The following is a 23,259-nucleotide window of genomic DNA, read 5'->3' as shown; positions in this document are numbered from 1 at the left end:
TTTAATTAATAGTAGCACATCCATCTATTACTTACAAAATTTTTATATCTTTATGTTTATTTTGCAATATTAATGCCATTCATTATCTCTTGTTAATATCAAATACATACCTAGCTTATACTTTAGTTTGAATAGGTAAAATAGCATATTGATTGCTATACACTTTATCTTTATAAGCAAATGGTACTGGATAGGAAAATAATGGGCCATCTGATACAAAGGTATGATATTCTCCATTTTCTCCACAAGCATCTGCTCCTTCTAATACAATGGATGAAATGATTTTAGCAGATAAACACCTTCCTAAATGCTTCTCGCTAAGCCTTGTCGTATCTATCACTGTAATATTGGCTTTAAATCCCACCTTTATGAATTCTTCCACTAAGGCTCTCCTCTCTTCCTTCCAAAGTGGACAGAAAGCTTCTATGCCAACTGCTTCGCAGCGCTTTGTGCACCACTCTAAATGCTCCTCAATATCAATATCACCAAAAACACAAACCTCTACCCCGTTTTCCTTTTGAAACAAAAGCTCTTTTTCAAAATTCTGGGCATATTCCTCACCAGAAGTTTTAATGAGCCTGATAGGAATATTCAATGACTTTGAAACCTCTTGAATCACCTTTTCCGGTACGCCATGAAACCACGATTCATTTCTATCTGTATTAAATGTAATAATGAGTGCAACAGGCTCCATTCCCATTTGAATAGCTCTATATATGGCTAACAGACTGTCTTTCCCACCACTATAGGATGCAACGAATTTTTTACCACTATGATTCATTTTATTATTCTCTCCTTATATTCATCTCTCTTGTTAGAGTGTATAATACTTATTTCATGTATAACCCCTATAGGGTCATCTTGATTATATTAAATTTAATATTTATACACAACTGTCTATCCCAAGTGCCTACAGTCTTCGGCTTAGTAATTAACTGATTGAAACATCATATATAAAAAATGAGTATATGTCACACGGCATACACCTGTTTGATTAGAGGAATATTGGGAACATTACGTAATCTTTTTCGTCAAATCTAATAGAAGATTAAATAAAACATCTTATTAGGAGGAACCCAGATGAAACAATACCTATTATTACTTACCACCATGACCTGTATGTCTCTGCTATTGGTAGGTTGTAGTCAAAGTGCTCTTGCTCCAGGAAGTGAGGGACATTCCAAACCTGCTATAGCCACCAATGTAGAAGAAATAAAAGAGACCGAAGAAGTTGCATTGGACAGGCGTCCTATGGTAATGGTAAATGGCGAATTATACCTTGATACAGGTCGTGAAAGCGATATTGAAGGTAGATGTGGTGTGATGGACGGAGAAATCACTTCAGCCGTAGATACCTCTAAAATCCCAATCCAAGATAACCAATCCAATTTTGGAGATGGTTATGGTTATCAATATGTAGATGAAAACAGCATCGATTTATACATGAATGAGAAGTGGATAAGATTTGAAAAAGAAACTACGGATACTTGGGGTATCCAACTAACGGCTAGCAAAGTTACCTCTTCTGGACTGACATTGGTATGTAATCAGTCAGGTGGCCAACCAACAGGAAATTTACAAACTGGTAGTCCTTATTGGCTAGAAGTCCAAATAAACAATGAATGGGTCCCCGTAGAAATGTTGCCCTCAGAATATGAACGAGGTTGGACACAAGAAGCTTGGATTATCCCCATGAATAGCAGCATAGAATGGGTAGTGAACTGGACAGAGCTATATGGCAATCTTCCTGCTGGCAAATACAGAATAGGTAAAGAGATTATGGATTTTAGAGGTACAGGAGATTATGATACCAATACTTACTATGCTAACTTTGAAGTATAGTATTATTTACACTTTCTACTTTACTAATCAGTTATAGAAGTAACACCTAAGAGTCTGAAAAAAGCAAGAATCCCAAACTATGTACCCTCCTACATAGTTTGGGATTCTTGTTTTTTCTATTTATAATATCTAAATTTAAATAATCTATTTTATTTATTTTACATACATAAAGGTAATTTTTTTATTAATGTTTACATACCTTAGTGATTAATGCTGCAGAAATTCTTTCTATGATTATTCCTATCACTGTAATACCTACAAAGAGTAATAATGTATTCATACTGATAAGAGGAAGCTTTAAAATCTTATGGAATAATAATACTGCAGTGAAAAATCCAATTGTAGTCGTAACAGCTAGGAATGCTCTTAGCTTATTAAATGGCATGCAAGATTTAATAACCCCAACAATGCCTAGCATACCTACAGTTAAATACATAAGTAGCGCTGTCTGCTCACTATCATTTGGAACTATAAATGATGCAGCTCCAATAATAATGCAACATAGTGTGATGGCAATCGCATTAGGTGCTGCACTTTTTAAGGCTGTAGGAAGGAATTTTCCTTTGACTTTTGTATCATTAGGCTCAAAGGAAATAAAGAATGATGGATAGCCCTCTATGGCCAGGTCAATTAAGGTAATTTGTATCGGTATAAAAGGAAAATCCATATTAAGTAATACACAAATAATACATAGCAATACAGAATAAATCGTTTTTATAAAAAATACGCCAGCTGATTTCGTAACATTGTTTACAACCCTTCTTCCTTCTGCAAGAACGTTCTTTAGTACAGAAAAATCCGAGTCAAGTAGTACTAGCTGCGCCGTTTGTCTAGCAGCATCACTTCCGTTCCCCATTGCAATAGAACAATCTGCTTGTTTCATTGCTAGAAGGTCATTGACTCCATCGCCAGTCATTGCCACACTGTGTCCCTCTTTTTGCATGGCACTAATCAGATGTTTTTTCTGTTGTGGTGTCACACGTCCGAAAACGGAATACTCTTTTGCTATCTTTGGAATGTCCGTATCACTTACTGTAAACATATCGATAAAGCTACTAGCATCTTTTATTCCTGCTTTTGCTGCAACAGCTGATACTGTAACTGGATTATCACCAGAAATAACTTTTACATCAACATCTTGGTTATGGAAATAAGAAATGGCAGAAATAGCATTTTTTCTTATTGGGTCACTAATAATGATAGCAGCAAGTAGCTTCACTTCACTAGCGCAGAGCGTTTTATCCTCTATTTTATTCGCTACACCTGCAAGCAAAATTCTCTTGCCATCTTTCATCTCATGGCGTACCTCCTCTGGAAGCTCCTTATCACAAAGCTTCTCAGGTGCACCAATCACAAATATATCCCCATGATCAAAGGTTACAGCACTCCATTTTCTATCAGAGGAAAAAGGAATCTTTGAAGTTACTTGAAACTCATCTGCTTCTGGGAAATAATCTTTCATGGCTTGAAATGTTGCATTATTGTCATCTGTATTGCCTAAGAAAACACCCATAATCGTGCTAAATGGTATCTTGAAATCATCATCAAGCATGATAACATTCTCAACTTGCATTTTGCCTTCTGTTATTGTACCTGTTTTGTCTAGGCATATAATATCAACGTGTGCAAGAGATTCTAGAGAATATAAATCCTGTACGAGTACTTTCTGCTTAGAAAGCCTAACAATTCCTGTAGCTAGTCCAATACTAATAAGTAAAACAAGTCCTTTAGGAAGCATGCCTAGTAGCCCTGCTGCTGTCGAAACAACTGCTGTTTGAAGGGAATTACTTCTTAGAAAATAAGCTTCAAGGAATAGAAGCACACCTAATGGAATAATCAACCAGCCTGTAAACCCAGTCACTTTTCTCATAGAAAGCATTAGCTCTGAATTTACCTTTTTAAGTTTTTTTACCTCATCAGCTATTTTAGAAACATAGTTCTCACTACCTGTATGAAGTACCTTTGCTTGACACTTCCCACTGATAACTGAACTACCTGATAAAAGTGAATCCCCTTCTTTCTTTATAATAGGGTCTGATTCTCCAGTAAGTAGTGATTCATTGACTTCTAACTCACCTGAGATAATCACACTGTCGGCACAGATTTGATTGCCACTTTCAAGTAAAAGAATATCTTGATCTTCTACCTCTTGAATTGAAATATGCATTTTTTCATTGTTTCTGATGACATCGGCCGTTGGCATTGACAATAAAGATAACTCTTCTACTAGCTTCTTGGCTTTTAATTCCTGTACAATTCCAATGCAAACATTAACCGCTATAATAAGTATGAAGAACATGTTCGACCATGCCCCTACGCAGGCAAGGGCAATTGCAATAAGTAGATTAAATAGATTGAAAAGCGTACAGATATTATCCTTAAATATCTGCCCTGTCGTTTTTGTTATTTGGTTTTCCTTATTCATTTAAATTAACCTTTTGTATTACCTTTCTTTTAGATGTTAATACTTGTCCATTGAGGATGGTATAAAACTGTTCCCCAAATATCACTAGTAATAGAATCAAATCATTATATCATTTACGATGGAGAATTGAAACTTTATTCGGTAAATTGAAATATATGATTAAATTAACTTCTTGTATTGAATACACAACCTATATCAACTATATAATTTTTTGAGACAGATAGCAATCTATCTTTTAAGAACATGCACCTGTGTATCAGAGGTTTATTATCTTACCCATATTATTAGGCATATTTATTCCAATGATAATAATAGCAAAAAAATATGAATAATTTTTGTAAGATACTAAAATCTATAAAATATCAAAACCGTATTCATTAATGCTTCTTTCACATTTCTGAATACGGTTTTTTATATCAAACTAAATCCTTCACGATTTCACTGGCAATAATAAGTCCAGCTACTGATGGTACAAAGGCTATACTTCCTGGTATATCTCTGCGATCCGTGCATTTTCTTTCTGCTCCTGGTGGGCAAATACAATGACTTTTACAACTTATGGACATATCTTCTAATGGCTTAATCGGTTTCTCCGTAGAATAAACAACTTTTAGAGATTTAACACCACGCCTCTTTAACTCTCTTCTCATCACCTTTGCTAAAGGACACATCTGGGTTTTATAGATGTCTGCGACCTCAAACTTTGTTGGATCTAGCTTGTTTCCTGCTCCCATACAACTAATAACCGGCACCTTTGCTTCTTGAGCTTTCATAATAATTGAGATTTTTGCAGTTACAGTATCCACTGCATCTACAACATAGGTATAGCTTGAAAAGTCAAATTCCGCTGCTGTTTCTGGCAGATAAAAGCACTTATGAATCTGTACATCTGCCTTTGGATTAATCTCTAAAATGCGGTCACGCATGACCTCTACTTTATATTGCCCTACCGTTCTTCTAGTAGCTATAATCTGTCTATTAATATTGGTTAAACAGACTTTATCATCATCAACTAAAACAAATGCCCCAACGCCGCTCCTAGCCAAGGCTTCAACAACATAACCACCCACACCTCCAATGCCAAATACTGCCACTCTCGCATGAGCTAATGTTTCTATTCCTGTTTCTCCAATAAGTAATTGTGTTCTAGAAAACTGATTTAACATAACACCCTTCTTTTCTCGTATTATTTTAGAATTTATTCTTTATTATTTGACATATTTTAAATAATCCTAAACTTTCAAAGGTGTTTTGTCAAGTTTTCATATCTAAATACTTGGTATTTTTTCATTTTACTCCTAATCCCATTATTCATCTCTCCTTGCATTATCCTCATAAATGATATTACAAATATCTTAACCACCTATTTATCGTTTTTATCATCAACCTTGAAACTCTTTTGTTTTCAATAATCTATCTTATTCAATCCAAGTTCCCATATCGACATAATGCAGTATAAATTATAGTCGGGAATAAAGGCACTTAAATGAGGGTACCCCCTTAAGAAAGAAGTAGGAGTACCCTTTTTGTATGTTCTTTAATCAGTTTTCTTGTTATAAATACACTCTATATTTTGAACTTGGCAACCAAACTATGCAATTTAACTGCTAGTTCAGCCAAACTATCGCTAGCCTCTGCAATTTCTCTTACAGAAGCTGTTTGCTCTTGTGTGGCAGCTGCTGTTTCTTCTGATGCTGCTGCATTTTCTTCTGCAATGGCAGACATGCTTTGTAATACTAGTAGAATATCTTCCCTCATTACATTCATTTCATCTCCTGAAGTACTTAACTGATTCACCACTTGGATAGTGTCTTTCATAGCTTGTGCAATCAAATGATATCTCTCTTTACTATTATTTACACTACTGGCCTGTTCTTCAGATATGGCGGTAACCCTATTCATCGTCTGAACTGCATGGCTAATATTACTTTGTAGCTCATTTACAATGTCATGAATCACTTTAATTGAATCAGCAGACTGCTCTGCCAATTTTTTAACTTCTTCTGCAACAACAGAAAATCCTTTACCAGCTTCACCTGCTCTAGCTGCTTCTATAGCTGCATTTAAAGATAATAAATTGGTTTGGGTAGCAATAGATTCAATAACATTGCTTGCTTCACCAATTCTCTCTGAACTTTTATTGGTCTGGTTAATAACTTGGTAAATCTCACTTATAGCATGCGTACTTTCCTTTGTTATTTGACTTAAAGAATCCATTTCCTTTAAGCCCTCTGTTACTATCTCTGTCACTTTATTGGAAGAATTATTTACATTTCCAATATAACCATGTACTCTTTCTACTGTGATTCCAAGCCGAGACACTTGAGAAGAACCATTTTCTGTATGTTTTGCTTGTTCTGAGGCACTTTCTGCAATTTCTTCTACTGTTTTTGCAACTTCATTAGCTGAAGTGGCTGCTTGCTGTGAGGTAGCTGTCAATTCTTCGGCAGAAGAGGCCATTTGTTCAGAAGAGGAATTAATTTCAGCAACGATATCATGAAGTCCACCTGTTATTTTTTGTAAGGACTTAGCTAAACTTCCTACCTCATCTTTTCTATCTATGTACTTCTGAGCAACTATTTGGGTCAAGTCTAATTTTGCTATCTGATTGGCATATTCAACAGTCTCTACAATTGGTTTTGATATACCACTGCCAATCACATTAGTAAGTATCATACTAATTACAATGAAAATAATAGCAATTACTAAAATTGAACTTTCTAATCTTGGCAAAGCATCTAATATTTCAGCCTTACTAGCAACCAATATAAACGTCCAATCTGTACCTTCTATTGGGGAATAGCCTACATATAGACTGCCTCCTTCATAAGAATAACTAGTAGTTCCTTCTTTTTCTTCCAACATCTTTTTTATTGCAGTTGAAGTAGAAGTAAGGCTGCCATCCTTCCTAGCTTTTTCCAGTGCATTAAACTCGCTTAATACTAAGCGTACATCTGGATGTCCTATCACTGTTCCATCACTATCTATAATATAGCTATAACCACTTTTTCCATAACCAATGTCAGTAACAAGATCAGTTAGTGCCCCTCCATCTCTCACACCAAATAAAGCTCCAATTACCTTATCATCCTTTACAATTGGTACAGATTGTAATAAATTCAACTCTCCAGTTGCCTGACTAATAGTAAATTCAGATGCACTTTCCTTGCCCTTGAAAACCTCCATTAAAGGACTGTTTTCATTTAATGTATACTCTCTTCTATCGGAATAACGAACAGTTCCATCGGATTCAATTATACCCATTCCTTGAAAATCTGTTTTTTCTAAAAGAGAATTCAATGTTGCTGCTAGTGTTTCCCATTCCATTCCTTGAACTTCATCCAATATAGCAATGGTTTTTAAGGTGTTGGATTGTATTTCTAAACGGCTACTTTCTAATGCTGCAGAGCTTCTCGCTAGTGATAGCATGGATTCCCTTGCTTCATCTATTATAATATTGCTAGCAATCATACTAGCAACTATCCCCAAGACTGAGAATGATATTAAAACTAAAGCTGAAAAGCTAACAATTAGTTTTGTTTTGATACTTCTTATTCTACCAATAATCCCTCTTAACTTGATCACGTTCTCTTTCCTCCTATGAAATTTATACTATAGCAATACATCCTTTAATTGCTTTTTTAACTCTGTAATTGCGGTATACTTAACATACCATAAATCTACTTTGGTTTTTGTCAATTGGATCATATCAAAAAGAGAAGCCTTATGCCCTTTTATTGGCTACAATATTGAGTTTTCAATGTAAAATACACCATTCTAGTGTGGGAAGCTTATGTTTATTAAATAAAGGTGGTATTTTCTCACTAAAATCCAGTACGCAAGTAAATTTGTTTCCATTAAGTATACCTACTTTTATCATCTTTCTTGTGTCAATTACTAAAACTATAAGTCTACCATTCCTTTTCCCAACTTTAAATGTAGTGTCCTTATCTTCTGACAAATGAACATATTACCTAACCCCTTTGTCTTAATAGACTCAATAAATCTAATAGCCGTCCATGATGAAGCTTAGTAGGAGGTACTTGTTTTTCAAGAAAAATCAATATATATATATCAATGTAGCTTTTTCATCATTTCCATTATCAAATATCTAAATACTTAGCCATTTGATTCTTTCTCTTGTATCTGCATTAAACTCCTTGTAAATTAAAATTTGTAATTATTAATTTTCAATCATCTAATACTCTATTAATAATTCTACGATAACGCAAAAAATAAATAAAACTTTTAACCATCCATTCTACACTCATGGCGATAAAAAGACCCATAACACCAAATCCTAAAGGAATCGTCAATAAATATCCTAATAGTACACGAATACTCCACATCGTTATAAGAGAAACCCATGACACATAGGCTGAATCACCAGATGCTCTAAGTATACATGGTAGTACACTTGAAAAAGACCAAAAAAATATCATAGGAATGATTGTAGATAAGATTAACTTCCATATTAAATTAACAGTTTCTACTGGCGCCTTATATAAACTTAAAATTCCAGGCATTAGGGGTAAAAAAATCATGGATGACAATATTATCATATAGCTAGCTAACTTTGTCATAGACTTTCCATATTTCTTTACCAACCTTTGCTCTCCTGCACCAATGCATTGACCTACTATAGTCATCGAAAGCGTTCCAACAGCTGTTCCTGCGGCAAACAAAATACTTAGCACAGAGTTCGTAACTGCATTTGCTGCAATTATCATAGTCCCTAGAGGAACCAAAAATGTCTGCACTAGCATACCTCCCATATTTATTAAAATCTGCTCAATGGCAAAAGGAATTCCTATTTTAAATATATTACTTCCAATATCTTTATTTAATGAAAAGAAATAATTAAATGCAATGCCAATCTTGCCTTTCTTACACATCACCATATAAATAGCAACCACTGCTCCTATTGCTCTTGCAATATTTAATGATAATACTGTCCCTAATATATCTAAATTCATTATATTAATGAACAAAAAACTTGCTATTAAATGAATTAGATTTATAAGGACAGTAAGACCTAGACAAGTTCTCGTTTCACCAATCCCTCGAAAAATTGCAAAAACTGCCATATAAATTGCTAGAAAAATCATCGATATTGCTACACCAATTAAGTATATCTCTGCTTTTTGCATTACTTGTTTATCTGCTGAAGTAAAGAAAATCCGAACAATTTCTTTAGAAAAAAAAACAATAATAAAACTTGTAAACGCCCCCACCACCGTAAGATAAGAAACTACTTGTCCAGCAGTCTTTTTAATTTTTTCTTTTTCTCCTCTTCCAACATAATTGGCTGTTACAACTGTTCCACCTGTAGAAAGTGCACTAATTACTGCATAGATCATCATAGCTATAGGATTAATTAAACTAACAGCCGACACAGACTCCTGACTAGAAGAACTAACCATTGCTGTTGTTAAGATGCCAATTATATTAACAAAAAAAACATCTAAAATAATCGGAAGTAACATACTAAAAAGTTCTCTATATGTAAAAAGTTTGCTTCCCAATTCTTTCGTTAAGTACTGATCTATCCATATTTTCCACTGTTTCATAGGTTCTCTCATTCTAGGTCTATTATTTTACCCTTAGATACAACTTTTATTAATTTATAGTTTTTATCCACTATTAACAAATCTGCGTATTTCCCTACTTGAATACTACCAATTTCCTTATCTAAACCTATGGATTTGGCAGGATTTATAGTAGCTGCTTCTATAGCCATTTTAGGTGAAATACCCATGGAGATTACATTGACCATACAGTCATATAGATTAGTTGCACTTCCTGCTATAGTACCATCAACAAGTGTAGCCAAATTACCTTTTACTATTACATCTTGTCCTCCTAGTAAATACATGCCATCCTGCATTCCTGTTGCCATCATACTGTCACTAATTAATACAACTCTGTTCTCTCCAAAAAGTTTAAAAATTGACCTAATCATAGATGAGTGAATATGAACGCCATCTCCAATGACCTCAACATAAGTCTTCTCATTATCAAATGCTGCTCCAACCACACTAGGTGTTCTATGCCCAAAAACTGGCATGGCATTAAACAAATGGGTCACATGATCAGCTCCTGCTTTTAGAGCTAAGGATGTCTCTTCATAATCAGCCTCTGTATGGGCAATTGAAAAGTGAAAGTCATTTTTACATTTTTCTATGCACGCCATAGCCCCTTCTATCTCCGGTGCTATAGCTACAAGTTTTATTAAGCCTTGTGCTTTCTTTTGTAATTCGTATAAAAAATTTATATCAGGTTTTTGGAGATAGGTTCCATTCTGTGCCCCTTTTTTTCTATACGAAAGAAAGGGGCCTTCTAAATTTATGCCTACCAAAGAAGGAATTTCTTTCTTAACACTTGCTGCCTGTTCACAAATATTAAGTAATACTTCTGCAGCTAGTGTCATTGTAGCTGGGCAAATAGATGTAATACCATGCCTTTCCTCATATTCGGCAATTGCTATCATAGCCTCCTTAGTTCCTTCGCAAAAATCATGACCTGCACATCCATGAAAGTGTACATCTACTAGTCCAGGAAGGATGTAATAATCTGGCACATCTTGCTTTTTCTCCAATCTTGTAATTCTTTCATTTTCTATTGTAACTACTCCCTCTTGAAAGGTTCCGTCTTCCGTAAAGATTTTACCACTTAAACAATTATTACTCACTTTATCTTTCCTTCCTTTCTTTAATCAATCAAGCCATCCATTCTCTTGAATATATTCCCTTAGCTTCTGTGCCATTCTCTCATGAGTTCTTACTGTAGGATGTCCTGCTGTTCCTATTCCTTCCTCTGATCTAATCGCCTCTTCCTCAAAGAAATATACCTTATTATCTCCTGTATGTTCTTTGTATAAGCTAACTGCCTTCTGCACCACAAGACTGATTTTTCCTTCCATAACGCCTATAGTACAGATAATTACTGACTCAGGTTGATATTTTCTTACCGTACTAATAAACTTCTGGTATTCCTCTACAAAATAATTTTCTCTGTCTTTTTGATTTCTAATATAACTGGCATCATTACTGCCTAAATTAATCACTACAATATCCGCTATGAATTCATTAAAATTCCAAAGATGTTTATTCTTAATTTCTTTTCTTTTATAGAGGTACCAATCCGTGTAAGGATATATAATAGGCATGAGTACATCTGTCAAAGGCTCCTCTATATCTGGCTCTATATAACGGGAAATAATACCAATCCCACTAAAAGAAATCAGCTGAAAATCTGCTTTTAATTCTTCAGCGCAAAGAATAGCATATGATTTTACTGCATTTTCCTCTTCAGTAGTAAAACTTCCATATTGATTTCCTTCATTTCCATAACCGCAGGTGATAGAATCTCCAATAAACTCAATTTTTCGTCTTTGATATTTTGTTGGTTGAATAGTAGCCTCATCATCTGTAAATAATGCATGTATTGCTGATGTAGCATATTGCACTTCTGTCAGTTTTATCAATCTGACTTTTACACTTATGCGCTCAGTAGAATCAATTAAAGTATAACGGTGTATGCCTTTGTTTAGCTTAAGCCTAGAATGGATTTTTCCATCTAGGTACACTCCCATTATACATGCCTCTTTATTACTGACAAAATCAGAAAGCATCTCCACTTCTAAATAACAACCTACAAAGAGAAATTCTACATAGGCCCCTGAATAGCAGAGGTATAACATCTCATCTAGTCTGTCATAGCGCCCCATTACTTTCATTCTATCTTTGGAAGCTTCTAATTTCATTTTTACTCCCACCTCTGTTTTGGAATTGCAGATATAAATCGTTTGGTAATATCCCTCGGACGCGTAATAGCAGTTCCTACTACAGCAGCTAATATCTTTTCTTTATATACTCTAGCAAGCTGCCCCAATTCCCAAATTCCTCCCTCTGCAATAGTTGGTATGTTCAGTTCTTCTGCTATTCTATGAATCATATCATAATTAGGTATATCTACTCCTAAAGTAGATTTAGTATATCCACATAAAGTAGTTCCTACTATATCAAATCCCAGTTTTTGTGCCTTAACTGCATCCTCAAATGTGGCACAATCTGCCATAAAGCATACCTTAGGATACCTTTTTTTAACTTCTATAAAAAATTGTTCAAGCGTCATTTTTCCTGGTCTTAACCTGTCTGTAGCATCTACTGCTATGATATCTGGTTCTACTTCCATCAATGCCTCCACCTCTTTCATAGTAGGTGTAATATAGATTTCTGAATCAGGATAATCCACCTTATAAAGTCCGATTACAGGTAGGTCTACCACTTCTTTAATTGCTTTAATATCCTGTGGCGAATTAGCTCTAATGCCAACAGCTCCACCTTCCTTAGCCGCAATAGCCATTCTTGCCATTATTTCTGAGCCATAAAGTGGCTCCGTCTTCAAAGCCTGACAAGAAACTATAAGGCCTCCTTTCAGTTGTTGAATTACATTCATTCTTATGCCCCCTTATTTAATGTACATAGGATTCGTCCAGGCTCTTCTTCCTTGAGCATCCACACATTCTATTCGAATATATTTCTCTTTTCCAGTAAGTTTCCATTCGGCCTTCTGTAGAGGTTCTTCCTTAGCGATTACTGTAGTTCCTGCTCCCACATAACCATCTGCAATAAAGTTAATTCTCTCTACAGAATCACAACATATGTATGCTGTACCGTTCTTTATTCCCCATTCTAAAATATAAGGTCCGGCAGAGGAGTAGTAATTACCACTTAGTATAGCTGATACAATTGCTTCATGAGTCAAGCTTCTTGCATTTACCATAATGAAACCACCAAAAGCATCATCAAATATTCCATCATTATGATTGTCATCTGCTGCATTAGCGAGCTGTCTTCTACCTTGTCTTAGCATCTGATCCCAGCAACTAGTAATATAGCCTGTACCACTTTCGTTTTCCGTATTATAGTTAAAAATTTCTAGAATATCTATGTCATACAACTTTTTCAATAACTCAGAACTCACTCTAGACCACATGGGATGATTATAGGTCACAAAACATCCTCTCTCATGTAAATCATCTATTATCTCCTGTGCAACCTTTTCCTCATCCCATTTATTATAGAAAACACGAGGTTCATATGTCTCCTTATGCTGAAGCAGTGGCTTTGTAGCAGCCTGCTGCATGGCTGTCGTTCCTAATATTCCATTTACATGATGTACGCAAATACAAGTATTCTCTTTATCAAATAATACTGCTGCCGCCTCTAGTCCTGGTAAGATAATAAAATCATCTGTGTTTAATAAAGACCTATAATCAGTATATAGATTATGATCACTTATACACAAAAAAGAATATCCCTGCTTCCTAAATTCCTGTGTTGCTTCCTGCGGTGTATAATTTCCATCTGATTCAGTAGTATGGCTATGTAGATTACCTTTGAACCACTGACCATCTGTACTAAATCCCTTTTGATCTATCATCACTACTCGCCTCAATTCCTGCTTGGAAGCCAACCTCAAACATACGTCGCCATGGCATATACACATCCTTAAGCCATATTTTGTCCGCTACGCTACTACAATATTGGAAAAGAAATTCTCTTAAATACTTTTCCACAGTTTGTGATACAAATCCTCTTTTTTCCTTTACATCAAAATAGTTCATTTCCGTTCCAGCAAGTTCCTCTGTAACCTTACCACGAACTACTGAACAGTAGCCTACATCTTCAATATATCTCTTTACAAGAAAATCCTGATGAGCTTTACTCTTTCCATAGTAAAGTGCATCAATTCCTTCAGCAAGTGCAGTTCCAATAGTATTTGCTGAAGTATTCCATCCTGCATATCCATCGACCTTTAACAACAGGTTATTATAGTTCAACATATTGATAAACTCTAAATCGCCACCATTAGCATAAGCATTATCTGCAATAGTTATCTGTTTTCCTTCTGCTATACGATCTTTTATAAAGTCTATTAACTCCGGGAAATTTCTTTCTGCGCGATAGTCAGGTAATAGACATGGCTGTGCTATAGCTTCCTTCATCTCTCCAGCTGGTGCAGTAACTACCATAATCAAGTCTGCATGTTCATAACATTCTACCATCTGACATCCTGACGAAAGAATATGATATTTTACCGTTGTGGAGAGGGTATTTCCTTCATAAAGGGGCACAATATACTTTGCCTTCTCACACACATACTTCACATATACTTTGGGTTTCTTACCATGTATTTTATTAATAAGCCGTGCTATCATCACCATACCTACTTCATCTGCTCCTGGATATACTAATATCCGGTCTCCCAGATTTTGTTTCATGATTTCTGCACGGATAATTTCCTGATCCATAGCAGCATACCCATAGGTAGCCGAATCATCCTGTGGAATCACCATAAAATCTAAATATCCTTCTTTCAAGTAATTAAGTATATAGCGATTCATCTCACAGTTAATCTGTCTTCTGCCTACATAATCATTTAGATATTCTTGATTAATCTCAGGCATAATTAGATTCATTTTTTTCTCATCAGATAGTCCAAGACGGCTCTTATGAATTAATTCTCCCACTCTATGAATGGTTTCACCACATTCTTCATAATAATCTGGTTCCTCATCATTACTAGAATAGGAAGGACACCTCATTACAACTTGAAATCCATATATCAACAAATTAGGATTTTTCTCTTTTAATTCTTTTATTACGGTAGACATTTTTCGGAACTCTTTCACTGTCCCATTATGAATTCTAGAAGGAACCAGGCCCCCATACAAAAGCATATCAATAGACAAAATTAATCCATCTGCATCTATACACTCTTTCTTTAAAAAATTAATGATTTTATCTCTATTTGCAAGCTTTTTCTTATCGCCCAGTTTATCTGGTCTTACAATCTCAAGCTCTTCATGATTAAAAAGTTCCATTGGAAAATCATAATTGCAAGGTCGCTCATCTAAAGGTAGCAATACTATTTTTTTCTTCATTTTTACCTCACTCCTGTGCTCTACAAAATCTGTTGTTATATGTACTAAATTTCTTTATAGCCACTACGATAAACATGTATAGGTTTAAATCCAAATTGGCCATAAAAGTCTTTTAATACAGTCCAATCAATTAGGCACTGTATTGCTCCTAGTGTACGTAACTGCAGTAGTGCCTGTCTCAAGATATAGTTACCCACATGTCTTCCTCGAATCTCTTTTCCAATTCCAATAGGACCAAGTCCCGCCATTTTATCTTCGTTCATAGAAAGCATACAGTACCCAACTATTTCTTCTGTGTTGTGCTTCCTTAATACAACAATTTTATCAAAGTTTTCTTGATTACTTAGATATTGTTGTGCTTCATATTCCCAACGACCGAGAAATTCCTTTTCTAAGAATGATAACAATTCTTCTTCATAACCACATTTCATTGTTTCTACATAAAATTCTTTTTCAAATTCAGTTACATCGAAACGGGTAAGAGTAGGATTCTGTTGCACATCCCCTTGTAAATCATAATGTTGGTCTGGATTTAACCAAAAATGATGTTTACGGAAAAAATTTTCATTTTCAATATTGGGAGACGGAATGCCTGAAAATAGATTGTGTAGATCTTGCCCTATAAACACCTTATGTATATTCTTTTCCTTAAATACCTGCTGACTTTTCTCATACAATGTACTTCCTAGTCCTCTTCTACGGTATTCTGGCCTTATAAATAGTAGTGTAATCCACCCAGTATCCGGATATAATTCCTGATTTCTTGATACCTTTGTGGCAATACATCCTATCATCTTTCCATCTTCTGCATCACAAATCACAAAGCTTGCTTCTGCACAGTAATCCCCTGACTCAAAAACTGTTCTTTCAAGAATTTCTTCGCTGATAGGAAACAATGTGGAAAAGCAAGAATGAAATAATTTCACAATTTCTTTTTTATCAGTACTCTTTATTTCTCTAATAATACTTTCCATTTTCTACTCCTCTTTCCATATACTCCTCATGATACCCATTCATACTCTAGCCTTTTATTGCACCACTAATTGCTTCCACATAATTCTTCTGGCATATAATAAATACTAATATTACTGGTACAATAGATATTATCGTACCTGCTGCTATATAGCCAAATTTGTAGTTGAAAGATCCATTCAGATACTGCAGAGCTGTTGCAAGTGGATATTTATCTGGATCTTGCAATACGATAATTGGCCATAAAAATTCATTCCATTTACTAATAAAGTCAAAGATTATAACAGTTGACACAGCTGGAAGAATTCCTGGCATCATTATCTTTTTCCAAATACATAGATCACCTGCACCATCAATTCTCGCAGCTTCAATAAGTTCTTTAGGTATGGCCATATATGACTGCCTTAACAAAATGATACTAAATACCTTTACCGCCCCAGGTAAAATGGCTCCAACATAAGTATTAAGCAGGCTCATCTTACTAATAATTAAATAATTAATTATCATACCAGCAGCTGCGGGCACAATCATAGATACTAACAAAGCCGTCATAACTATTTTCTTTCCTTTAAACTCCATACACGCCAAAGCATATGCACATAAAGCTGATAAAACAACATCCAAAAAAATAGATGAACTTGTTAAAATTAACGTATTTCCAATATATCGGGGTATGTTCATAAACTCCATAACCCCTATATAATTACTTAGGGTAGGATTTTTAGGAATAAAGCTTAAATCGTAAATATTCTGTCCACTCTTAAAGGATGTAGAAAACATCCATAAAAACGGTCCTGCACAGATAATAGCTATAATAATGAGTAATATATAAATACAGAGGTCTTTATATAAGCTTTTTCTATTTTTCTTAGATTTTAATGAGTTATTCACTACCATTCATGCCTCCTCCCCTTTTGCCATAGACAAATACCACAATACTTAAAATACTAGTAATAATAGCTTGTACCGCGCCAATTGCTGCTGCATATCCAAATTCGAAGTCCTGAAATGCTTTTACATAGGAGTAATAATTAATTACATTTGTCGCATCATTGGGACCACCTTTTGTCAATACATAAACTACATCAAACACACTAACTGCCGAAATAACTGAATTTAAAGAACAAAACCAAATATAAGGTTTCAACATAGGTATCTTAATCTTAAATAAAGTCTTAAAGTTACTCGCACCATCCACCCATGCAGCTTCCTCTAGTTCTTTGGGCACAGACTGTAAACCTGCTAAATATAACATCATATAATATCCAAGACCTTGCCAAACTGTAATGAACATAATACAAAGCATGGCTGTTTTACTGTTATTTAAAAAGCCAAGAGGCTTACTAATTGCTCCCATTTCCATAAGTAGTGTGTTTACCACCCCATTAGAATCAAACAAGAATCCCCACATAATGGCTACTGCAACCATTGAAGTTACTACCGGAATATAGAATAATGTACGGAATAGCGTAATACCATACATTTTTCTATTAACAAGTAATGCAAGAATAACTGATAATATCTGAATGACAGGAACTATCACTACAAATAAAATAGAATTAAATAGGGCAGTACGAAATTCTTGATCTTGTAGCAATTCTACAAAATTATCAAAACCAATATACTTTGTTTTCCCTAATACAGAATAATCAAAGAACATCAAAGGAATACTTCCACAAATCGGTAGAAATACAAACAGAATAAGAATAATTAAAGCTGGAGCCATAAATAGATAGGCTTTAAGTGTTTGTTTGTGCCTACTTTTCATTTCAAACCTCCTTAAATTTTACCTTCCTTAGACACTTTCGCCCAAGGAAGGTTTCTGACTCTTTTTACTTCAATTCAGAATTTACCAGTTTAGTAGAATTATCAAGAGCCTGTTGTATATCAATACCACTAATAATGGCCGCTTCATATACCTTATTTACATCATCTTGAATATCACTTTGTCCTTCGATTCCTAAAGAATAATCTTTGGATGTATCACTAAGTTCTGCAGACATTGCTCTTGCTTTCCCCTCCAATGTTTCTGTATCAGAAGTAAAAAATGAATCTGCCACTGCTGCTGATGTAGATGGGAAGATTGCAACTTCTTTACAGAAAGCAAGCTGATTGGCATCATTGGTAATCCATGCGGCAAATTTAATTGCTTGTTCATGATTGTCACTAGCCTCTGGGACAACAATATTCATTAATGCATTTCGACTTAATTTCTCTGCTCCAGTAAGAGGTGCTGCAATTGCGATTTTTTCATAAATATCTGGGGCCTCATCTTTGATTCTTTCTAATGAAGATCCTGAAGAACTAATAATTGCCAGTTTTCCCGTTTCAAATAATTTGAGCTCCTCATCCCAACTTCCCCATTTATCTTTTGGAAGAATATCTGCTTTCGTATATTCTTGATAGGTGCTTAATAACTCAACTGTTTCTGGTACATTGAAAGCTGTTTCTGTCTTATCATCATTTAATATAGGAATACCTTCTTCAAATAACATATTAAAGAATTCAGGTGGGTTATAAAGATATGCACCTGTTGCATCTTTCATTTGCTTAGCCAATTTATTTGCTTCTTCATATGTAGTAGGTATATCTGTGATTCCTGCTTTTTCAAATAACTCTGTATTATAGAACATAATATTGGGTGAAGCATACCATGGGAAAGCATAAGCAGAATCTCCTATTTGTGTTGATTCATACAGACTTGGAATATAAATGCTTCTTTGTTCCTCTGTTGCTTCTTTATTTAAATCCACTAAGGCCCCTTTCCCTGCAAGGGTAAGTGCCATTTGTGTATTTAAATTAACTACATCTGGTGAGGTTCCACCTGCTACTGAAGTAACTAACTTCTCTTGAATAGATTCATAAGGAAGATCAACCCACTTAATCTTGATATTTGAATTCTCTTTTTCATATTCAGCTATTCTTTCATTGAAAAAGTCTGTAAAGGTTGGTTGCAGTGAGATTGTCCAAAACTCAATAGTAGTCTGCGCTACTGCTGACTGCCCATCCTTTGATCCCACTGCTGTGCTATTACCCTTATTACCACCACACCCTGTTAGCATAAGACTTGTTGCGATCACAGTACTAAATAAAACCCTAGTTAATTTTCTTCTATTCATTTTCTTCCTCCTCTTAAAAAGTTCTTATAATTAACAAACGGCACTGCTCCGTATTGTCCTATAATAGTTAGCCCACTACAGCTGGACTTATAATATCACTCCAAAGATTATAATTGAGTGATTTTAAATCATCTTGCTCAAAATAATGAAATGGTAAATGCTCTTCCTCTAGCTCATCTATAAAATCGCTTTTTCCCTGTAGATATAAGCAAATTTTTTCTGCGCATTCTGTAAGGCGTTGCTTGAGTCCACCTATTCGTATGGACTGAATTTCAAATCCAAATGTCTTATTTTCTAAGTACCACTGTTCCATAAAAGAATGATAGAAATAATCTATTCTTACCTGTAATTCTGGAATTTCTTTTTCTGCAATTTGCTTTAATACTTGAGTGTCCCTTGAAATATATGCCTTTCTAATACGTATTCCTAACTCTAACTTGCACTCTAATACCCTACATAACTTTTCTAATGTCTGGAACAAATAAATAAATGAACTTTGTGGATTATTATTAATACACTCTTTTAATTTCTCTGTTGCTAAATAATAGTAATTCTTTTCTATTCCCACTGCTACAGAATCAAATGTACCTATAAGAGGGTCATTGTATAAAAAATATTTACTCGCATTATTATGCTTATCTTGTATCTCAGAAAATGGATTTACTATATCAACTAACATGTAATCTTCCATTCTTATCCCTGTCATCATATAAAATGGTGTATCTATCATTTTTGACTCATAAGCCATATTGGCATCGAAATAAAGTGCTGGAAGTGTAGAGAATAGACTTGCTTCTGCTCCATTATCTCCCCACCCAGTAATCACTACAGAATCAAGATTATTCTTGATACATGCTGTCAATGCTGCTTTACTGGTTTTTAAACTATATTGATTATGTGGTGCAAATCCTGTCCATTTCCAAGCGCCCCCTGCAAACCCTATATGTTCTGTTAAGATTTTGTGACGTTTTAACATATTATCATAGCGCTCTTCATCACATGAATAGTAGTCCCAGTATACTAGTTCCAAACCTTTAGGTATTTTTATCTCTGACTTTAATTCTGCATCTTCTATGTAATACTCACCTCCAAAAGCAAGTCGGAAAAACATATCACTCCACATCTGGGGCTGTAATCCATATTTTTTGCAAATATCCGTTACTTTCTCAAGATGATCATACATAATGTCAAATCGGTTCTTATATCCATTTCTATCTAAATATTTCCCAAGACCCACCATATGAGCTTCATCCATTCCGATATTAATCTTCTTGGCCTGAAAACCTTCTGCTATGGTTTTAATATATCTCTCTAGAAATTCATAGGTAGATTCGTCTCCTACAAGAAGAATATCATCTGTATCTATAATGTTCTGATATTCCTCATAGCGCTTGATTTGGTTAAAATGTGCTAAAGTCTGTACATATGGTCGCACCTCTATTCCAAAGCCTGCAGCATAATTAGCTACTTCCCTAATCTCCTGTTTACTATAAGCACCTCTCATATATCCTAAGTAAGGTTCTCCTTCTACCTTAATAGTATCTTCTATATAAAGCCCTAAAAAGTCATAGCCCATAAACGCTATTCTCTTAATAAGAGTCTTTAAGGTATCTACTTTGGGAACCGCATTTCTGGAACAATCCACCATATAACCAAAATCGCCAAAATGCTTCTTTTCTTCAATTTGATATTCTCCATCCTGTTGTGCTGCCACCATTAATGCTCTACAAAAATCAGTTAGCTTTCCATATTGAATAATTATTTTGTCTTTATCTTTCTTCATCAAATAACCATTCTGTCTATTGGCAAATGCAGAAATATAGTATGTACTTCTATCAGGACTATTTTTCAAAAATAATTCAGCCTCTTCAGCAATATATCTTATGTCATCCGCTAATAAATCCCATTTCAACTTCATTTAACTTTCCTCCCATCCTCTAGCCTGAATAAATGCATTATAACAACTAGTTATTGATATTTCAATAAAACATAAACTTTCAGAAAGTACTCACTAAAAATCCTATTTTTATGTAATTTATGTGAAATTTCTTTCTAGATTCTGCTTATCTGTTGTGACATTTTGAACTATTGCCTATAATGAGCAAGACAAACCAATTACCAGGTGGGCACTCAAAAAGAAAGAGAGGATAATAAACATGGAATATATCAGAATTTACAAAGAAAAAGATTATCAGGCTGTTAGCCGACGGGCTGCCAATCTCATTTCCGCACAAGTCATTGGAAAACCTAATAGTGTACTAGGACTAGCCACCGGCACTTCACCCATTGGTACTTATAAGCAATTAGTAGAGTGGTATGAAAAAGGAGACCTTGATTTTTCCAATACCATTTCTATTAATCTAGATGAATATGTGGGGCTTCCCCCTGATAACGAACAAAGTTATCATCACTTCATGCATGAGCACTTATTCTCTAAGATTAATATTCCACCTGAAAATACTCATGTACCAAATGGATATTCACAAGATTTGAACAAAGCTTGTTCTTTATATGATTCCTATCTTCATTCTGTTGGTGGCATTGACCTACAAATTCTTGGTATTGGAAACAATGGACATATTGGATTCAATGAACCAAATGACCATTTTATTTTGGATACCCATGTTGTAAATCTAAGTGAAAACACTATTGCCGCAAATGCAAGACTCTTTAATAACATTAACGAAGTTCCAAGGCAAGCCATTACTATGGGAATCCGGTATATTCTACAAGCAAATAAAGTAGTTCTAATTGCCACTGGAGAGGCCAAAGCAGATGCGCTTTATCATTCCTTTATGGAAGCTGTAACACCTAAGTTTCCTGCTTCTATATTGCAGTTTCATCACGATCTAACTATTATTGCAGATGAAGCTGCCTTAGCCAAATTGCCAGATAAGCTATATACTACGGTAAAATAACATCTAAAAACTCCCTTTATAAAAAGAACAAGCGACGATTTTCTCCATTATCGTCGCTTGTTCTTTTTCTCTATTAATTTTGACTAAAAATATGATTGTATACCGCTCCTGCCAGTCCAGCGCTATTTTCTAATGCTGCCTTCTCTATCCTAAGTCCCACTCCATAACTTGGCATAATTTGCTTTCTAATCTTGCTTTCTAACTTATCAATAAATAGCTCCTTCTGTGAACTAACTCCACCACTAATTAGCATCAATGATGGGTTAAAAATATGTATAAGACTTACCATACCTGCTGCGACATAATCAATCCAATGATCTACTAACTGTGCCAACTGCTTATTACCCTTTTTTAATTCTTGAAAGATTGTCTTTCCATTTACTCTATCTGCGAATGCTTCTAACCTACACATTGATATTTCGTCATTTATCAGCTCTATTAGTGCTGTCGTAGATGCATACTTTTCATAGCACCCTCTACTCTTGCAACTACAACTCTTTCCATCTGCTTGAATAATAAAATGTCCTAACTCTCCCGCAATTCCTTGTGCGCCTAATAAAAGCTTCCCTCCAGTAATAATTCCTCCACCAACACCTGTCCCTATTGTAATCACGATTACATTTTGAACACCTTTTGCTGCTCCTATCCAATATTCACCCAGTGCAGCACAGTTGGCATCATTGGCTACAGAAACAGGTAATTTCAACAGTTCTTCTAACTCTTCCTTAATTTTGCTTCCCATCCAATTCTTAATGTGCCCTGCTGTTCCAATTACAATACCACTACTGGTGTCAATCTGTCCTGTAGCTGATACCCCTACTCCACATAGCTTTTTTTCATACTCAGCATTTTCTTTTAAGAAGAAAGTAATTGATTTTTTTACCGTCTCAAGAATCGGCGTTTCATAGCCATCAAAATTTACAACTTCTGTACAAGTCTTAAGTATTTCTCCTTCTTCGTTCATCAATCCAATTTTTACTGCAGTCCCACCAATATCAATTCCCAAATACCATTTATCCTTCATTTTAATAC

General features: G+C 34.9%; 18 protein-coding genes. 2 read left to right on the top strand and 16 right to left on the bottom strand.

Translation table 11 applies throughout. From position 1 onward, the window contains the following. Nucleotides 1-115 precede the first annotated feature (115 nt). A complete protein-coding gene (locus tag QTL86_RS00360) occupies nucleotides 116-781 on the bottom strand; it encodes a diphthine--ammonia ligase (protein ID WP_410496162.1) in 666 nt (221 codons plus the stop codon). A gap of 299 nt (nucleotides 782-1,080) precedes the next feature. On the opposite strand from QTL86_RS00360, the gene QTL86_RS00355 reads away from it, so the two are divergent. Continuing rightward, the gene (locus tag QTL86_RS00355) at nucleotides 1,081-1,842 is read left to right on the top strand and encodes an immunoglobulin-like domain-containing protein (protein WP_410496161.1); all 762 of its coding nucleotides are present in this window, start codon (nucleotides 1,081-1,083) and stop codon (nucleotides 1,840-1,842) included. A 184-nt stretch (nucleotides 1,843-2,026) separates the two neighbouring features. Here the strand turns inward: QTL86_RS00355 and QTL86_RS00350 are convergent, their stop codons facing one another. The 14 genes from QTL86_RS00350 to QTL86_RS00285 form a co-directional block, all read right to left on the bottom strand. Further along, entirely contained in the window at nucleotides 2,027-4,267 is a 2,241-nt protein-coding gene (locus QTL86_RS00350) for a cation-translocating P-type ATPase (RefSeq protein ID WP_410496160.1), read from the bottom strand. A gap of 416 nt (nucleotides 4,268-4,683) precedes the next feature. Continuing rightward, nucleotides 4,684-5,433, bottom strand: coding sequence for a ThiF family adenylyltransferase (locus tag QTL86_RS00345; RefSeq protein WP_127067574.1), 750 nt, complete (start codon nucleotides 5,431-5,433; stop codon nucleotides 4,684-4,686). 400 nt (nucleotides 5,434-5,833) lie between these two features. Continuing rightward, nucleotides 5,834-7,852, bottom strand: a complete 2,019-nt coding sequence (locus QTL86_RS00340) for a methyl-accepting chemotaxis protein (protein WP_410496159.1) — start codon at nucleotides 7,850-7,852, stop codon at nucleotides 5,834-5,836. Between the two features lie 605 nt (nucleotides 7,853-8,457). Continuing rightward, complete coding sequence (locus tag QTL86_RS00335; protein WP_410496158.1) at nucleotides 8,458-9,837, bottom strand: MATE family efflux transporter; 1,380 nt, start codon at nucleotides 9,835-9,837, stop codon at nucleotides 8,458-8,460. Between the two features lie 8 nt (nucleotides 9,838-9,845). Further along, nucleotides 9,846-10,958 (bottom strand): N-acetylglucosamine-6-phosphate deacetylase, encoded by a 1,113-nt coding sequence (nagA, locus tag QTL86_RS00330; protein ID WP_127067577.1) that lies wholly within the window; start codon nucleotides 10,956-10,958, stop codon nucleotides 9,846-9,848. Between the two features lie 24 nt (nucleotides 10,959-10,982). Beyond that, nucleotides 10,983-12,032, bottom strand: coding sequence for a GDSL-type esterase/lipase family protein (locus tag QTL86_RS00325; protein WP_410496157.1), 1,050 nt, complete (start codon nucleotides 12,030-12,032; stop codon nucleotides 10,983-10,985). A gap of 2 nt (nucleotides 12,033-12,034) precedes the next feature. Further along, the gene (locus QTL86_RS00320) at nucleotides 12,035-12,727 is read right to left on the bottom strand and encodes an N-acetylmannosamine-6-phosphate 2-epimerase (protein ID WP_190283403.1); all 693 of its coding nucleotides are present in this window, start codon (nucleotides 12,725-12,727) and stop codon (nucleotides 12,035-12,037) included. 12 nt (nucleotides 12,728-12,739) lie between these two features. Continuing rightward, nucleotides 12,740-13,714 carry a CehA/McbA family metallohydrolase gene (locus QTL86_RS00315; protein WP_243118617.1) on the bottom strand — a complete coding sequence of 325 codons (975 nt, stop codon included), beginning with the start codon at nucleotides 13,712-13,714 and terminating at the stop codon, nucleotides 12,740-12,742. Beyond that, complete coding sequence (locus QTL86_RS00310; protein ID WP_127067581.1) at nucleotides 13,692-15,218, bottom strand: DUF4127 family protein; 1,527 nt, start codon at nucleotides 15,216-15,218, stop codon at nucleotides 13,692-13,694. The genes QTL86_RS00315 and QTL86_RS00310 overlap by 23 nt, the downstream gene beginning before the upstream one ends. Nucleotides 15,219-15,262: 44 nt before the next feature. Then, entirely contained in the window at nucleotides 15,263-16,192 is a 930-nt protein-coding gene (locus tag QTL86_RS00305; protein ID WP_127067582.1) for a GNAT family N-acetyltransferase, read from the bottom strand. A 46-nt stretch (nucleotides 16,193-16,238) separates the two neighbouring features. Beyond that, complete coding sequence (locus tag QTL86_RS00300; RefSeq protein ID WP_127067583.1) at nucleotides 16,239-17,087, bottom strand: carbohydrate ABC transporter permease; 849 nt, start codon at nucleotides 17,085-17,087, stop codon at nucleotides 16,239-16,241. Then, entirely contained in the window at nucleotides 17,074-17,958 is an 885-nt protein-coding gene (locus QTL86_RS00295; RefSeq protein WP_127067584.1) for a carbohydrate ABC transporter permease, read from the bottom strand. Before QTL86_RS00295 ends, QTL86_RS00300 begins: the two co-directional genes overlap by 14 nt. A gap of 64 nt (nucleotides 17,959-18,022) precedes the next feature. Then, nucleotides 18,023-19,309, bottom strand: a complete 1,287-nt coding sequence (locus QTL86_RS00290; protein ID WP_127067585.1) for an ABC transporter substrate-binding protein — start codon at nucleotides 19,307-19,309, stop codon at nucleotides 18,023-18,025. 67 nt (nucleotides 19,310-19,376) lie between these two features. Continuing rightward, nucleotides 19,377-21,227, bottom strand: coding sequence for a beta-N-acetylhexosaminidase (locus QTL86_RS00285; RefSeq protein WP_127067586.1), 1,851 nt, complete (start codon nucleotides 21,225-21,227; stop codon nucleotides 19,377-19,379). A 247-nt stretch (nucleotides 21,228-21,474) separates the two neighbouring features. Here QTL86_RS00285 and nagB point away from each other — a divergent pair, with 247 nt between their 5' ends. Further along, nucleotides 21,475-22,227 (top strand): glucosamine-6-phosphate deaminase, encoded by a 753-nt coding sequence (gene nagB / locus QTL86_RS00280; RefSeq protein WP_127068170.1) that lies wholly within the window; start codon nucleotides 21,475-21,477, stop codon nucleotides 22,225-22,227. A 73-nt stretch (nucleotides 22,228-22,300) separates the two neighbouring features. Here the strand turns inward: nagB and QTL86_RS00275 are convergent, their stop codons facing one another. Then, nucleotides 22,301-23,251 carry an ROK family protein gene (locus tag QTL86_RS00275; protein WP_127067587.1) on the bottom strand — a complete coding sequence of 317 codons (951 nt, stop codon included), beginning with the start codon at nucleotides 23,249-23,251 and terminating at the stop codon, nucleotides 22,301-22,303. Nucleotides 23,252-23,259: the final 8 nt, after the last annotated feature.

It is taken from the genome of Cellulosilyticum sp. ST5 (assembly GCF_046529625.1).
Classification (GTDB): domain Bacteria; phylum Bacillota; class Clostridia; order Lachnospirales; family Cellulosilyticaceae; genus Cellulosilyticum; species Cellulosilyticum lentocellum.
Note: the sequence above shows the minus strand (reverse complement) of the source record. Positions and strands in the feature narration are given on the sequence as shown.